This is a genomic window from Streptomyces sp. NPDC001315 (assembly GCF_042896175.1).
In the GTDB taxonomy this organism is placed as follows: Bacteria; Actinomycetota; Actinomycetes; order Streptomycetales; family Streptomycetaceae; genus Streptomyces.
Window position 1 is genome coordinate 505,046 of the sequence record NZ_JBIAWZ010000003.1, and the last position, 14,753, is coordinate 519,798.

Consider the following 14,753-nt stretch of genomic DNA (forward strand, 5'->3'; position numbering starts at 1 on the left):
GGTCGGTACGGCTTGCCGACAGCCGTCACGCGGGGTCGCAGACGGCGTTGCCGACCAGACTTCCCGGCACACCCTGAAGTGCCCAGTTTACCCGACCATTACACCGGCAAATGCCGCGGTACAGGCAAAGGGGGCGGAAGGTGATGGAGTTCAGTGAAGGGGGTGAGAGGGACGCAAAGGGGCGCCCGGTGTGCTGCCGGGCGCCCCCAGGGCCTTACTCAGTCCTCGCTGGGCGCCGCCGGAAGCTTCGTCTGGATCAGGTCCATGACGGTGGAGTCCGTGAGCGTGGTGACGTCGCCGAGCTGGCGGTTCTCCGCGACGTCCCGCAGCAGCCGGCGCATGATCTTGCCGGAGCGCGTCTTCGGCAGCTCCGCCACCGGCAGGATGCGCTTCGGCTTGGCGATCGGGCCGAGGGTGGCGCCGACGTGGTTGCGCAGATCGGCGACCAGGCTCTCGTCCTCGGTGTTCGCCGTCCCGCGCAGGATCACGAAGGCGACGATCGCCTGCCCCGTCGTCTCGTCCGCCGCGCCGACCACGGCCGCCTCGGCGACCGCCGGGTGCGAGACGAGCGCCGACTCGACCTCGGTCGTCGAGATGTTGTGCCCGGACACCAGCATGACGTCGTCGACGCGCCCGAGGAGCCAGATGTCGCCGTCGTCGTCCTTCTTCGCGCCGTCGCCAGCGAAGTACTTGCCCTCGAAACGCGACCAGTACGTGTCGAGGAACCGCTGGTCGTCACCCCAGATCGTGCGCAGCATCGACGGCCACGGCTCGGTGAGGACGAGGTAGCCACCGCCGCCGTTCGGCACTTCCTTGGCCTCGTCGTCGACGACGGTCGCCGAGATACCCGGCAGCGGGCGCTGCGCGGACCCCGGCTTGGCCTCGGTCACGCCCGGCAGCGGGGAGATCATCATCGCGCCGGTCTCGGTCTGCCACCAGGTGTCGACGATGGGTGTCCTGTCCGCCCCGATGTGCTTGCGGTACCAGATCCAGGCCTCGGGGTTGATGGGCTCACCGACCGAGCCGAGGACCCGCAGGCTGCTGAGATCGAACTTCGCGGGGATGTCGTCGCCCCACTTCATGAACGTACGGATCGCCGTCGGCGCCGTGTACAGGATCGTCACCCCGTACTTCTGCACGATCTCCCAGAAGCGGCCCTGGTGCGGGGTGTCGGGCGTGCCCTCGTACATGACCTGGGTCGCGCCGTTCGCGAGCGGTCCGTAGACGATGTACGAGTGCCCCGTGACCCAGCCGACGTCGGCCGTGCACCAGTAGACGTCGGTCTCCGGCTTGAGGTCGAAGACGGCGTGGTGCGTGTACGCGGTCTGCGTGAGGTAGCCGCCGGAGGTGTGCAGGATGCCCTTCGGCTTACCCGTCGTACCGGACGTGTAGAGGATGAACAGCGGCTGCTCGGCCTCGAACGCCTCCGGGGTGTGCTCGGCGGACTGCCGCTCGACGATCTCGTGCCACCACACGTCCCGCTCGTCGTTCCAGGCGACCTCCTGGCCGGTACGGCGGACCACGAGCACATGCTCGACGTTGTCCACGCGCGCGATGGCGTCGTCCACGGCCGGCTTGAGCGCGGACGGCTTGCCGCGCCGCCAGCCGCCGTCGGAGGTGATGACGACCTTGGCGTCGGCGTCCTGGATGCGGGTGGCGAGGGCGTCCGCCGAGAAGCCGCCGAAGACGACCGAGTGCGCGGCGCCGATGCGGGCGCAGGCCAGCATCGCGATCGCCGTCTCGGGGATCATCGGCATGTAGACGGCGACCCGGTCGCCCGCCTGAACACCGAGCTCCAGCAGCGCGTTGGCGGCCTTCGACACCTCGTCCTTGAGCTCGGCATAGGTGATGGCACGGCTGTCGCCGGGCTCCCCTTCGAAGTGGATGGCGACGCGGTCGCCGTTCCCCGCCTCGACATGCCGGTCCACGCAGTTGTACGCGACGTTGAGCTCGCCGTCCTTGAACCACTTGGCGAACGGCGGGTTCGACCAGTCCAGCGTCTCGGTCGGCTCCTTGGCCCAGGTCAGTCGACGGGCCTGCTCGGCCCAGAAGCCGAGCCTGTCAGCCTTGGCCTGTTCGTACGCCTCTGCCGTGACGTTGGCGTTCGCGGCCAGGTCAGCGGGCGGCGCGAAGCGTCGCTCCTCCTTCAAGAGGTTGGCCAGGCTTTCGTTGCTCACGACATCTCCCTTTCCAAGGGTGTCCGTTGTGTCCCAGGCCACAGCTCATCAGACGCGGGGGTCCGATGACAAGGGCCGTCCCCAAAATTGGTTTAGACCTATGGGGCGGGATCTGTGGCCGAGGTCAGCCGAGGTCAGCCGAGGTCAGCCGAGGTCAGCCGAGGTCATCCGTACTCACGGACGCCGGCACGGTGGAGTTCAGCGTGATTCGCGCGAGGAAGCCCAGGGCGTTCACGCCCAGGAGGAATCGCATCCGGGGTGCGCGGTGGCGCCGCAGTGTCAACCTGGGTGGCAGGGGTCGGCCGGCGTGTCGCCGACGTTCGGTCCGGGTGCCGGGTGCCGGGTGCCGGGTGCCGGGTGCCGGGTGCCGGGTGCCGGGGCCAGGGCCAGGGGGCCGGGTCCGGGGTTCGGGGTTCGGGTTCGGGTTCGGGTTCGGGGCCGGGGGTTCGGGGTTCGGGGTTCGGGTTCGGGTCCGGGGTCCGGGGCTCGGGGTTCGGGTTCGGGTCCGGGGTTCAGGTCCGGGTCCGGGGTCACGCGGACACGTCCGCCGCTCCCACGTGGTCGAACACCGCGCTCCCGCCGGCCTCCGTGAGCAGATAGGCCTGCGCCTCGCCCACGTGGAAGTACATCCCGTGCAGCTCCAGCGGTGCCCGCTCCCGCAGGGCCCGGGCCACCGACTCGTGTGCGCGCAGGTGTTCGAGCTGCTGGACGACATTGGTCAGGCAGAGCTGCTCGACCGCGTCGGCGGGCCGGCGCCCGGACAGCCGGGCCCGGGACCGGGTGTCGTCGGCCATGCGCTCCAGGCTCGGCGAACCGTGCCGCAGCCAGCGCTTCAGCGGCGTCCGGGGGCCGCCGGGCTCGGAGTTGAGCAGCGCCTGCATGGCCCCGCACCCGGAGTGCCCGCACACCGTGATGGAGCGCACCTTCAGCACGTCCACCGCGTACTCGATCGCGGCCCCCACCGAGTCGTCCCCGCCTTCCTCGCCGGGCAGCGGCACGAGGTTGCCCACGTTGCGCACCACGAACAGGTCGCCCGGACCACTGGAGGTGATCATCGAGGTGACGAGGCGGGAGTCGGCACAGGTGAGGAAGAGCTGGGCCGGGCGCTGACCTTCGCGGGCCAGTCGGGCCAGCTCACCCCGAATCAGCGGCGCGGTGTTGCGCTGGAACGCGCTGATGCCACGCACCAGTTGGTGCTCACTGGGCTCGGACAGGGCGGAGTCTGCCGGGCCACCGCCTGGAACTCCATCGGGACCTCCGCCCGGACCTCCGCCGGGGGCTCTGCCTGGACCTCCATCGGGGGCTCTGCCCGGGCTTCCGCCCGGGCTTCCGCCGGGACCTCCCCCCGGACTTCCGCCAGGGGCTCCGCCCGCGTCTCCGTCGAGTGCTCCGCCCGCGTGTCCGCCGGGGGTCGGCGCGGACTGCGGGCGCTCGCACTGGTGGTTGCGCCAGGGCGTCCAGGGCCGGCAGCGGCAGACGGCGGAGCCCTCGGGGCCGTCGGTCCCAGCTTCGGTGTGGCGGCCCGCCGGACCGAAGGGCTCGGCGATCCGGACCCCGGCACGGCGGCCGGTCAACTCGGCGGAGCCGCCCTGCGCGGTGTGCGTCTTCTGCCAGTCCTGCAGGGACTCGTACGCCGCGTGATCCATGAACGAACCGTCCAACTCCACGACGGCATGGGCGCCTTGGGGTACGAGATGCAGGGCGCGACTGAGCCGCGGCACCGCCAGGAACGTCAGCTGTCCTCGTACGTGTACGTGATGGACTCCTTCCCTCTCGGCACGGGTGATGCGGGTGCGGGTGAGGCGGTGCAGGGCGACGGCGACGGCCACGGCGATGCCCAGCGTCACGCCCGCCAGGACGCCGAAGATCACCACGCCGAGTGTGGTGACGGCGTACACCAGCACTTCTCGGTGGCGGGTCACCGTGCGGATGTGGTGCAGGGACACCATCTGGATGCCGACGGCCATCACCAGGGCGGCGAGCGAGGCGAGCGGGATGAACTCCAGGACCGGGACCATCAGCAACGCGGCGACCACTACGAGAACGCCGTGCAACATCGTGGAGTTCCGGCTCACCGCACCGGCTTGCACATTCGCCGAACTGCGCACGGCCACACCCGCGACAGGCAGTCCGCCGAGCGTGCCGGAGACGACGTTGGCGGCGCCCTGGCCGAGCAGTTCGCGGTCCAGGTCGGAGCGGCCGACGCGGGCGCTCAGCCCGGGGGTCCCGGCCACCAGCTTGTCCACGGCGACCGCGCCGAGCAGCGACTGCACGCTGCACACCAGCGTGGTGGTGAGCACGGCGGTGACCAGACCGAGCACCGGTCCCTCGGGCAGACCGGCCAGAGCGTGGCTGTGCCAGGACGGCAGGTCGACCCGGGGCAGGGTCAAACCGGTGACCGCCGCGGTCGCGGTGGACCCGGCGACGGCGACGAGCGCCGCCGGGATCCTGCGCAGCAGTCGGCCGACCCGCCCCGGGACCCGCGGCCAGAGCAGCAGCAGGGTGAGCGTCAGCGCGCTCATGGACACGGCGGCGGGATGCAGGGCGGCCATCTGGGCGGGCAGCGCGCGGAGGTTGGCGAGGACGGAGCTCTGCGGACTGCCGCCGAGGACGATGTGCAGCTGCGCGACGGCGATGGTGATGCCGATGCCGGCGAGCATCCCGTGCACGACGGCGGGGCTGACGGCGAGCGCGGTGCGGGCCACGCGCAGGCAGCCCAGGCCCAGTTGGGCGAGTCCGGCAAGGACGGTGATGGCGCATGTCGTACGCCATCCGTAGCGGTGGATGAGGTCGGCGGTGACGACCGTGAGTCCGGCGGCCGGGCCGCTGACCTGGAGCGGGCTGCCGCCGAGCCGGCCGACGACGAGGCCGCCCACGGCGGCGGCGACGAGGCCGGCCTGGAGCGGTGCGCCGGTGGCGAGGGCGATGCCGAGCGACAGCGGCAGGGCGATCAGGAAGACCGCGATCGAGGCGGACAGGTCGGCACCCGAGCCAGGGAAACGATGGGGCGGGACCGGTCGGGGGCGGTGGGTTCGGTGGTGGCGCTCCGTCCGGGTCGTGTCGGCGGTGGGGGGCGCCATCGCCAGGGCGAGGCCGGTGGCTTTGGGGTGGGTGGGGACGCTGGCTGACATGTTTCCCGTCTCCTCCGGGGCAGCGCGGTCGCGGAACGGATGGTCCCCGTCGGTGGCGGGGAACTGGTCGCGGCCGTGGGTCACGGCGTGCAGCGGCGGGATGAATCAACGTTCGGTAAACAGACAGTAATGCAGAGTAAAGGGTTTGCGTGGACTTTACGGGCGAATGGGGTAATAAGTCACCCCAATGGGTGATGTGAGCATTTCATCGGCTTGTCGTACTAATTCCTTCTCGGTCCCGTGCGACCTTGGCGGCGCTGTCGGCTCGTCCCGGCACAACCCGGAAGACGCCCTCATCAGCGTTGGCCTGAGAGAAGGAAGTAGGTGGGCGGAACATGGTCGCCACCCAGAGGATCGCCGCGGGCGCTGTGGTCGCCGCGGTCGTAGCCGCATCGCTCGCCGGTTGCGCGACGGAAACCGGTTCCAACGGTGCGAAGGAAGGGGCGCCCGGCCCGCAGAAGGCCAAGGGTGCCCCGGCGCCGGGGAGCGTGGTACGTCTGATCGGCGACGGCTCCACCGCGTACACCGGGGCGCAGCCGCATCTGCCGAGGCCGGAGCGGCTCAAGCCCGGCCAGAAGCCTCCGCAGTTCGTGGTGTTCTCCTGGGACGGGGCGGGCGAGGACAGCCAGAAACTGTTCTCCCACTTCCGTAAGGTCGCCAAGGAGAACCACGCGACGATGACGTACTTCCTGAGCGGCGTGTACATGCTGCCGGAGGAGAAGCGCGACCTCTACAAGCCTCCGGAGCACTCGCCGGGCCGCTCCGACATCGGCTTCAACGACGAGCAGGGCATCGCCGACACCGTGAAGCAGCTGCGCCTGGCGTGGCTGGAGGGCAACGAGATCGGCACCCACTTCAACGGCCACTTCTGCGGGCCCGACGGTGGTGTCGGCGAGTGGTCCGTCGACGAGTGGAAGGACGAGATCGCCCAGGCCAAGCAGTTCGTCGAGAGTTGGAAGACCAACTCCGGCATGAAGACGGCGGCACCGCTGCCCTTCGACTACGACAAGGAGCTCGTCGGGGCCCGCACTCCCTGCCTGGAGGGTCAGAAGAACTTCATGAGGGCCGCCCGCGACCTGGGCTTCCGCTACGACACCAGCGGCGTCAACAACCAGGTCTGGCCGAAGAAGAAGGAAGGCCTGTGGGACCTGTCCATGCAGCTCGTGCCCTTCCCCGGCCATGCCTACGAGCAGCTCACCATGGACTACAACTTCATGGTCAACCAGTCGGGCACCCAGACCCAGGGTGACCCGGACAAGTACGCGTACTGGGGCGACCAGATGCGGGACGGCCTGCTCAAGGGCTTCGAGCGTGCCTACGACGGCAACCGCGCGCCCCTGATCATCGGCAACCACTTCGAGTCCTGGAACGGCGGCACCTATATGCGGGCCCTCGACGATGTCATCGCGAAGGTCTGCAACAAGCCCGAGGTGCGCTGCGTCTCCTTCCGGCAGCTCGCCGACTGGCTGGATGCCCAGGACCCCCAGACCCTGGCCAGGTTGCGCACCCTCGAGGTCGGCGAGGCCCCGAAGCAGGGCTGGGCCTCCTTCCTGTCGGCCCGCCCGGCACCGGCCCCCAAGGGCGTGCCCGGGGCGCCGGCGGTCAAGCAGTAGTCCTGGTTCCCGCTATACGGGAGCGGTGACCCCTTCGCCGAGCACGAACCCGGGGTCGACCTGCGCCGCCAGGTCGGCCCCGGTGCGCTCATTGCCCCACGCCTGGGCGTTCTTCAGGTGGAAGTGCACCATCTGCCGCGTGTAGCGCTCCCAGTCGCGCAGTTCGTACGTCGCGTCGACGGCCGTGTGCAGCAGGCGCAGGGCGCGGCGGTTGGTGTCCTCCAGGAGCTCGAACCGGGGCGGGCGGCCCTTCTCCATGGCGCGCACCCAGTCCGAGTGCCCCACCGTCACGAGCAGGTCCTCCCCGACTTCGTCGCGGAGGAAGTCGACGTCGTCCTGGCCCTGCACCTTGTTGCCGACGACCTTCAGGACGACACCGAAGTCGCGGGCGTACTCCTTGTACTGGCGATAGACGGAGACCCCCTTCCGGGTCGGCTCGGCGACGAGGAACGTGATGTCGAAGCGGGTGAACATGCCGGAGGCGAAGGAGTCCGAGCCCGCTGTCATATCGACCACGACGTACTCGTCACGGCCGTCCACCAGGTGGTTCAGGCACAGCTCCACCGCTCCCGTCTTGGAGTGGTAGCAGGCGACCCCCAGGTCGGCGTCCGTGAAGGGGCCGGTGACCATCAAACGGACGGCGCCGCCGTCGAGTTCCACCGGCCGCGCACAGGCGTCGTAGACCGGATTGGGCTCGCGCACCCGCAGCAGTCGAGAGCCCTCGCCGGGCGGGGTCGTCTTGATCATCGTCTCGGCGGAGGCGATGCGCGGGTTGGAGCCGCGCAGGTAGCTCTTGATCAGCGGGAGCTGTTCGCCCATCGCGGGGAGCCTCGCCGCCTCCGCCTCGTCGAGGCCGAGCGCGGCGCCCAGGTGCTGGTTGATGTCGGCGTCGACGGCGACGACCGGCGCGCCGACTGCTGCCAGGTGGCGGACGAACAGGGAGGACAGGGTGGTCTTGCCGCTGCCGCCCTTCCCGACGAAAGCAATTTTCATGTTCACCAAGCGTAGTTCAGTGGTAGCTGTATGTGGCGGACGGGAGTGAAGAAGACCACTCCTTCGTGGGGTGTGCGCTCGGGGTGCGTAGTGTCGTACTCATGAGTACGACAGGCGCGACCGCCGATCCGCTTGCGGCCCTGGGCTCACTGCCCGGTGTGGCCGAGTCCGTGGAGTCCGTGCGCAAGGCCGTGGACCGGGTCTACGGGCACCGGGTCATGCGGCGGCGCAGCAACGAGATCACCTCCGAGGCGGCGCTGCGCGGCGCCCGTGGTTCCGCGGCGCTGTCCGGCGCGGACTGGGGCCTCGAAGAAGTACGCCGACGCACCGACTTCAGCGGCGACGACGAGGCGCGCGCGATGGGCGCGGCGCTCCGGCTGACCGCCGAGGCGGGCCAGCTGCTGTCCATCTGGCGACAGTCGCCCCTCAGGGTGCTGGCCCGGCTGCATCTGGTCGCCGCCGCGAGCCAGAACGACGAGGTCGGGCGGCCGCGCCAGGTGGGCGAGAGCGTCGACGAGCCGCTGATCGAGCTGCCGCTGCCGAGCGCGGCGGACGTCTCGGGCCGTCTGGAAGGCCTGTCCGAATTGATCATCGCGGGCAGTTCCGCCCCTGCCCTGGTGACGGCCGCCGTGGTCCACGGCGAGCTCCTCGCGCTGCGCCCCTTCACCTCCCACAACGGCCTGGTCGCGCGTACCGCCGAGCGCATCGTCCTGATCGGCAGCGGCCTCGACCCCAAGTCCGTCTGCCCGGCCGAGGTCGGCCACGCCGAGCTGGGCCGGGCGGCCTACCTCGCGGCTCTGGACGGCTATGTCTCGGGCACTGCGGAGGGCATGGCGGCCTGGATCACTCACTGCGGCAAGGCGGTCGAACTCGGGGCCCGTGAGTCGACGGCGGTGTGCGAGGCGCTGCAGCGCGGGGCGGCGTAACGCACGCGCGCGTGGGGCACGAAAAAAGCCCCCGAAGGGGCCTGGCAGGGTTGCGGCGGTACGATTTCTCGTACCGCCGCTGGCATGTTCACCGGGTTACCAAGCGTCCTCGATATGTGCCCATCAGGCCGGGAACATTGCCCGTCACCTGGTGTGGCTGGCCCGTAATCGACGGGTCGACGTCGCGTGGGTGCCTGATGTTCATGCTGGGTCCGTGGGGCCAAATGCGTTTAAAAGGTGATCCTCTCGGATGTCCTTGGTCTCGCGGGCCTGATTCCTTTGTACTGCACACCCGGAGAAAGCGGAAGCCCTGGCCGCACTTCTTTACTTTTAGTCCAAAAACATGCGAAACGGTCACCAAAGTGTCAGGGAAGGTCGGGTGGCAGCGAACGTGCAGGTCAGACGATCGGCTCCCGGCGCCGACTCGCGTACCAGACAAGTCCCGCCGTGGCGGCCGCGGCCCCTATTGCCGCGGCCGCGACGAGAACGGGACGGGGCGGTACGGAGAGCCCCGGAATTCGCTGCTTGAGCCGCACCGGTCGGTGGAAGTCGAGAATCGGCCATCCGTGCGTGACCGCCTCACGGCGCAGCGCGCGGTCCGGATTGACGGCGTGCGGATGGCCGACAGCGCTGAGCATCGGCAGGTCGGTCACCGAGTCGCTGTACGCGTAGCAGCGGGCGAGGTCGTACCCCTCGGACGCCGCCAGCTCCTTGATCGCCTCGGCCTTCGTCGGGCCGTAGGCGTAGTACTCCACCTCTCCGGTGAAACAACCGTCGTCGCCGACGACCATCCGGGTGGCCACCACGCGGTCCGCGCCGAGCAGCTCGCCGATCGGCTCGACCACTTCGGCGCCGGACGTGGACACGATCACCACGTCACGTCCGGCGGTGTGATGCTCCTCGATGAGGGAGGCGGCCTCGTCGTAGATGATCGGATCGATCAGGTCGTGAAGGGTCTCGGCGACGATTTCCTTCACTTGTTGGACGTTCCAGCCGCGGCACAGCGCGGACAGATACGCGCGAGTGCGCTCCATCTGGGCGTGGTCCATGCCGCCCAGCAGGAACACGAACTGGGCGTATGCGGTCCGCAAGGCGGCCCTGCGGTTGATCAGCCCGCCTTGGTAGAAGGACTTGCTGAAGGTGAGCGTGCTCGACTTCGCAATGACCGTCTTGTCCAGGTCAAAGAAGGCTGCTGTGCGGGGCAAGGAGTGGTTTTCCACGGCCCCGAGCATAGGCGCAGCCCATTCGGCGTAAGGTTGGCGCGTGGGTTTGCTTGAGAGGGCTCTCGGGTACACCATGGAAGTCACGGATCGTTCGCGACCGTGCTAACCCGGTCCGACTCCTCCCCCCCCGAGTCGGCCGTGGAGACGACCCCCGCTCTCCCCCCCGGCGGGGGTCGTCGCATGTCCGGACGGGTTTTCCCCTCTCATGAACGGCCGTGGTGCCGTGTCCAGGCGGCTGAGGCCGCCTTCTTCGCATGCTCATGATCGGTCACTGTCTGTAGTTGAGAGGCTGCTCTGTGGAAGTCGCACAGGGAGCAGCACGGGGGTCACCGGTTTGGGTGACGGCGATATTCACAACAGCTGAGTTGTCCACAGTTTTCGACCAAGATCCACACGATTTCCGGGATCGCTGCACCGTGATTCCTACGCGTCCGGCCGGCGGCGAGTTCCTGGCCGGTTCCGATTGCCGGACGCGTATGGCCGGTTTCTGGCGGCCGCTCATATGGCGGCCGGATGCCGGATCTTCACACGTTTGGGAATCGCGAGGCCGCAGAGGCTGCGCGACACGCAGCGAAGGGGGATGGAAACCGTGGCCGGAACCGTCACACACGACCCGCCGCCGACCGCCGGAGGGCGGCAGGGCAAACCGTTGATCGTCACGGAGGACGCAGAACTCCTCGACGACCTGCTGCGCCTGTGCGCGGCGGCCGGCGCCACGCCCGAGGTCCACCACGGGGTACCGGAGCCGAGAGGCAGCTGGGAGGCCGCGCCGCTCGTCCTGGTCGGCGACGACGCCGCTCGGCGGGTGAGCGGGGCCGCCCGCAGGCGCGGAGTGGTACTCGTCGGCCGTGACCAGGACGACTCCGGGGTGTGGCGGCGGGCCGTCGAGATCGGCGCCGACCACGTCCTGATGTTGCCCGACGGAGAGCAGTGGCTGGTCGACCGCATCGCCGATGTCGCCGAGGGCGTCGGTCGGCCCGCGCTCACCGTCGGCGTGATCGGTGGCCGCGGCGGCGCCGGAGCGTCCACGCTCGCGTGCGCACTCGCCGTCACCTCCGCCCGCGAGGGGCTGCGCACTCTGCTCGTGGACGCCGATCCGCTGGGCGGCGGACTCGACGTACTTCTCGGCGGCGAGACGGCTGAGGGACTGCGCTGGCCTGCCTTCGCCGCCTCTCGCGGGCGGGTCGGCGGCGGCGCTCTGGAGGAGTCCCTGCCGCGCCTGCACTCGCTGCGGGTGCTGAGCTGGGACCGCGGCGATTGCGTCGCCATCGCGCCCCAGGCCGTACGGGCGGTACTCGCGGCGGCCCGACGCCGGGGCGGCACGGTCGTCGTGGACCTGCCGCGCCGCATCGACGACGGGGTCGCCGAGGTCCTCGCCCAGCTCGACCTCGGCCTTCTCGTGGTCCCGGCCGAACTGCGCGCCGTCGCCGCGGCGGGCCGAGTGGCCTCCGCCGTCGGCATGGTCCTGCGCGATCTGCGGGTTGCGGTACGGGGGCCGTACACGCCCGGACTCGACGACCGTGAGGTGGCACGGCTGCTCGGACTGCCCCTGGCCGGCGAGGTACCCGCGGAATCAGGGCTGCTGCGCCCGAACGGGGGCAAGGCACCGCCGGGCGCCGCCGCGCGGGGACCGCTCGCCCGGTTCTGCAAGGAGTTCTGGGAGCGAGCCCTGAGCGAGGCGGGTGCCCCATGAGCACGCTTCCCCGACTCGAGCGGGCGACCGGCCCGGCGCTCCTCGACGGCGTACGGCAGTGGCTGGCCGAGAGCGGCGCCGAACCGACACCCGCGCGCGTGGCACAGGCCCTGCGCGAACAGGGACGGGTGCTCGGGGACGCCGAAGTACTCGGCGCGGCCGAGCAGCTGCGCTCCGAGCTGGTCGGCAGCGGGCCCCTGGAACCGCTGCTCGCCGACCCCACGGTGACCGACGTACTGGTGTCGGCTCCGGACCGGGTCTGGGTGGACCGGGGCGGCGGGCTTGAGCTGACCGCCGTCGCCTTCCCGGACGCGGCGGCCGTACGACGCCTCGCCCAGCGGCTGGCTGCGGTGGCCGGACGCCGGCTGGACGATGCGCGGCCCTGGGCCGACGCCCGGCTGCCGGACGGCACCCGGCTGCACGCGGTACTGCCCCCGGTCGCCGTCGGCTGCACCTGTCTCTCGCTGCGAGTGGTACGCCCGCGCGCGTTCACGCTCGACGAGTTGGTGGCGGCGGGCACGGTGCCGCCGGGCGGGGACCGCGTGCTGCGTGCGCTGCTGCGGGCCCGGCTGTCCTTCGTGATCAGCGGCGGAACCGGCAGCGGCAAGACGACCCTCCTGAGCGCGTTGCTCGGGCTCGTCGGGCCCGGCGAGCGGATCGTGCTCGCGGAGGACTCGGCGGAACTGCGGCCGGACCATCCGCACGTCGTACGCCTGGAGACGAGACCCGCCAACCAGGAGGGCGCCGGCCTCGTCACCCTCGAGGACCTGGTGCGGCAGGCGCTGCGCATGCGCCCGGACCGGCTGGTCGTCGGCGAGGTGCGAGGCCCCGAAGTGGTTCATCTGCTGGCCGCGTTGAACACCGGTCACGAGGGCGGGTGCGGGACTGTCCACGCCAACGCGGCCGCCGACGTGCCGGCTCGGCTGGAAGCGCTCGGCACGGCGGCCGGGCTCGACCGGGCCGCGCTGCACAGCCAGGTCGCGGCCGCGCTGTCGGTGGTCGTGCACCTGGCGCGCGACCGAGCGGGGCGGCGGCGGATCGCCGAGGTGCACGTGCTGGAGCGGGACGCATCAGGGCTGGTGAGGACGGTGCCGGCGCTGCGGTGGGGCGCGGAGGCGTTCGCCCGCGAGCGGGGATGGGAGCGGTTGCGCGGGCTCCTGCACGGCCGGGACGACGAGAACAGCCCGGGCGAGGAGAACGGTCTGGGCGGCGAGGAAGTGCCGGGCGGCGGGGGCGGTCCGGGTGGCGAGGAAGTGCGGGCGGCCAGGGGGCCAGGGCGGTCCGGGGCGTGGAGAAGTGCTGGATGACGAGGACGAGCGGGAGCGGTGAGCGGAATGGGTGACATCTCGGCGGGCGAGCTGGCGATGGGCGTGGCCGTGATGTGCGTCGGGGCGGCCGCATGGGCGATGGGCGGATGGCACTCCGGGGTGCGGAGGGCGCAGTCGCTGCTCGCCGGCGGCGGGGTGGTGGGCACCGGGCCGCCGGAGTGGCGGCACCTGGCCGGTGGACTGCGGCGGATCAACGAGCGATGGCGGGCCGAGTGGTGGGCGTTGGTCGCCGGGCTGGTGCTGGCGGTGCTGGGTGCTTCGGTGCTGCCGGTCGTCGTGGGGGCGGCGGGAGTGCCGGTGCTGCGCCGGGTGCTGCTGGCCGGTCGGGCGCGGCGGGAGCGGGAGCGCCGGGGAGACGCGGTCATCGCGCTGTGCGGGACGCTCGCCGGCGAGGTGCGCGCCGGGCGTCAGCCGGGGGAGGCACTGCTACGTGCCGCACGTGACTCCGGAGGGCTCGGGGACGCGCAGGCGGCGGTGCTGGCGGCGGCGAGGTTCGGCGGGGATGTCCCCGGGGTGCTCTCGGCGGCGGCTCGGCAATCTGGGGCTGAGGGCCTGCTGGGCCTCGCGGCGTGCTGGCGGGTTGCCGTGGACCGGGGCGCGGGTCTCGCGGCCGGACTCGACCGGCTCGAAGGGGCGCTGCGCGCCGAACGGGACCAACGTGCGGACCTCCGCGCCCAGTTGGCGGGCGCCCGCTCCACCGCCGTGATGCTCGCCGGACTGCCTGCCCTGGGTCTCCTCCTCGGCGCCGCTCTGGGCGCCGACCCGCTGCACGTACTGCTGCACACCGGAGCGGGCCTGGGCTGTCTCCTGATCGGCGGCCTGCTGGAGGGCGCGGGGATGTGGTGGGCGCTGCGGATCGTACGAGGAGCGGAGACGACGTGAGTACGGAGGTTGTCCACAGGCTGGGGGCGGCCTTGGGGGTGGTGATCGCCCTCGGATGGCCGGCGCGCTGGGTGGTGGCGGTGCGGCGGGAGCGCCGGGCACGGCGTCGGCTGGCCGAACTGTTGGCCCGGGAAGAGGCGTCGGCGGGTTGCCGCCCGGTGGTGAGTGGAGCGGTGCGGCGGTGGTCGGCCCTCGTGGGAGTGGTGATGGCCGGGTGGATGGTGGTCGGCGGTGTCGCAGGTGTCGTGGTCGGGCTGATCGCGGCGGTCGCGCTGCGGCGATGGCGCCTTCGGCAGGCGTCCGCCGGCGCCGCGGCCGAGGTCGACGCGGGGGAGGCCGCCCGGCAACTCCCGCTCGCGGCAGAACTGTTGGGTGCGTGCATCGAGGCGGGAGCCGGCCCGGTGATCGCGGCCCAGGCGGCGGGCGAGGCGCTCGGTGGCCCCGTCGGGGAAGCGCTGGCGCGCGGCGCGGCCGAAGTGCGGCTCGGCGGTGAACCGGGCGAGGCCTGGTGGCGGCTGGCCTCGATCCCGGGCGCCGAACCCCTGGCGCGGTTGCTGGCACGGGCCGACGTCTCCGGACTCCCCGCGGCCGGCCCCGTCACCCGGCTCGCCGCGGACGCCCGCGCCGACCGGGCGCGCAACGCGACGGCACGGGCCAGACGGGCGGCAGTGATGGTCACCGCGCCGGTCGGGCTGTGCTTCCTGCCCGCGTTCATCGCGGTCGGCGTCATGCCTGTGGTGATCGGGCTGGCGGGCGAGGTGGTGGGAGGGGGTGGTGGCTGACGGGG

General features: G+C 71.3%; 10 protein-coding genes. 6 read left to right on the forward strand and 4 right to left on the reverse strand.

Annotated features, from left to right (window positions below; all coding sequences use genetic code 11):
* Positions 1–218: 218 nt before the first annotated feature.
* Positions 219–2,177, reverse strand: a complete 1,959-nt coding sequence (acs, locus tag ACFY16_RS12780) for an acetate--CoA ligase (protein ID WP_390647093.1) — start codon at positions 2,175–2,177, stop codon at positions 219–221.
* Between the two features lie 530 nt (positions 2,178–2,707).
* The gene (locus ACFY16_RS12785) at positions 2,708–5,308 is read right to left on the reverse strand and encodes a bifunctional SulP family inorganic anion transporter/carbonic anhydrase (protein ID WP_390647094.1); all 2,601 of its coding nucleotides are present in this window, start codon (positions 5,306–5,308) and stop codon (positions 2,708–2,710) included.
* Between the two features lie 335 nt (positions 5,309–5,643).
* Here ACFY16_RS12785 and ACFY16_RS12790 point away from each other — a divergent pair, with 335 nt between their 5' ends.
* Complete coding sequence (locus tag ACFY16_RS12790) at positions 5,644–6,921, forward strand: hypothetical protein (protein ID WP_390647095.1); 1,278 nt, start codon at positions 5,644–5,646, stop codon at positions 6,919–6,921.
* 12 nt (positions 6,922–6,933) lie between these two features.
* Here ACFY16_RS12790 and ACFY16_RS12795 read toward each other — a convergent pair whose 3' ends face one another.
* On the reverse strand, positions 6,934–7,914 hold the full coding sequence (locus tag ACFY16_RS12795; RefSeq protein ID WP_390647096.1) for an ATP-binding protein: 981 nt from the start codon (positions 7,912–7,914) through the stop codon (positions 6,934–6,936).
* A 101-nt stretch (positions 7,915–8,015) separates the two neighbouring features.
* On the opposite strand from ACFY16_RS12795, the gene ACFY16_RS12800 reads away from it, so the two are divergent.
* Positions 8,016–8,840, forward strand: a complete 825-nt coding sequence (locus tag ACFY16_RS12800) for an oxidoreductase (RefSeq protein ID WP_390647097.1) — start codon at positions 8,016–8,018, stop codon at positions 8,838–8,840.
* Positions 8,841–9,238: 398 nt separating this feature from the next.
* Here ACFY16_RS12800 and ACFY16_RS12805 read toward each other — a convergent pair whose 3' ends face one another.
* The gene (locus ACFY16_RS12805; RefSeq protein WP_390647098.1) at positions 9,239–10,072 is read right to left on the reverse strand and encodes an HAD family hydrolase; all 834 of its coding nucleotides are present in this window, start codon (positions 10,070–10,072) and stop codon (positions 9,239–9,241) included.
* Between the two features lie 571 nt (positions 10,073–10,643).
* On the opposite strand from ACFY16_RS12805, the gene ssd reads away from it, so the two are divergent.
* Genes ssd through ACFY16_RS12825 form a run of 4 tightly spaced genes read left to right on the forward strand, consistent with a single transcriptional unit; the run spans position 10,644 to position 14,748 of the window.
* Positions 10,644–11,756 carry a septum site-determining protein Ssd gene (gene ssd / locus ACFY16_RS12810; RefSeq protein WP_390647099.1) on the forward strand — a complete coding sequence of 371 codons (1,113 nt, stop codon included), beginning with the start codon at positions 10,644–10,646 and terminating at the stop codon, positions 11,754–11,756.
* Positions 11,753–13,063: a TadA family conjugal transfer-associated ATPase gene (locus ACFY16_RS12815; RefSeq protein WP_390647100.1), complete on the forward strand. Its 1,311-nt coding sequence runs from the start codon at positions 11,753–11,755 to the stop codon at positions 13,061–13,063. Before ssd ends, ACFY16_RS12815 begins: the two co-directional genes overlap by 4 nt.
* A gap of 27 nt (positions 13,064–13,090) precedes the next feature.
* The gene (locus ACFY16_RS12820; protein WP_390647101.1) at positions 13,091–13,966 is read left to right on the forward strand and encodes a type II secretion system F family protein; all 876 of its coding nucleotides are present in this window, start codon (positions 13,091–13,093) and stop codon (positions 13,964–13,966) included.
* Positions 13,963–14,748: a type II secretion system F family protein gene (locus ACFY16_RS12825; protein ID WP_390647102.1), complete on the forward strand. Its 786-nt coding sequence runs from the start codon at positions 13,963–13,965 to the stop codon at positions 14,746–14,748. The genes ACFY16_RS12820 and ACFY16_RS12825 overlap by 4 nt, the downstream gene beginning before the upstream one ends.
* Positions 14,749–14,753: the final 5 nt, after the last annotated feature.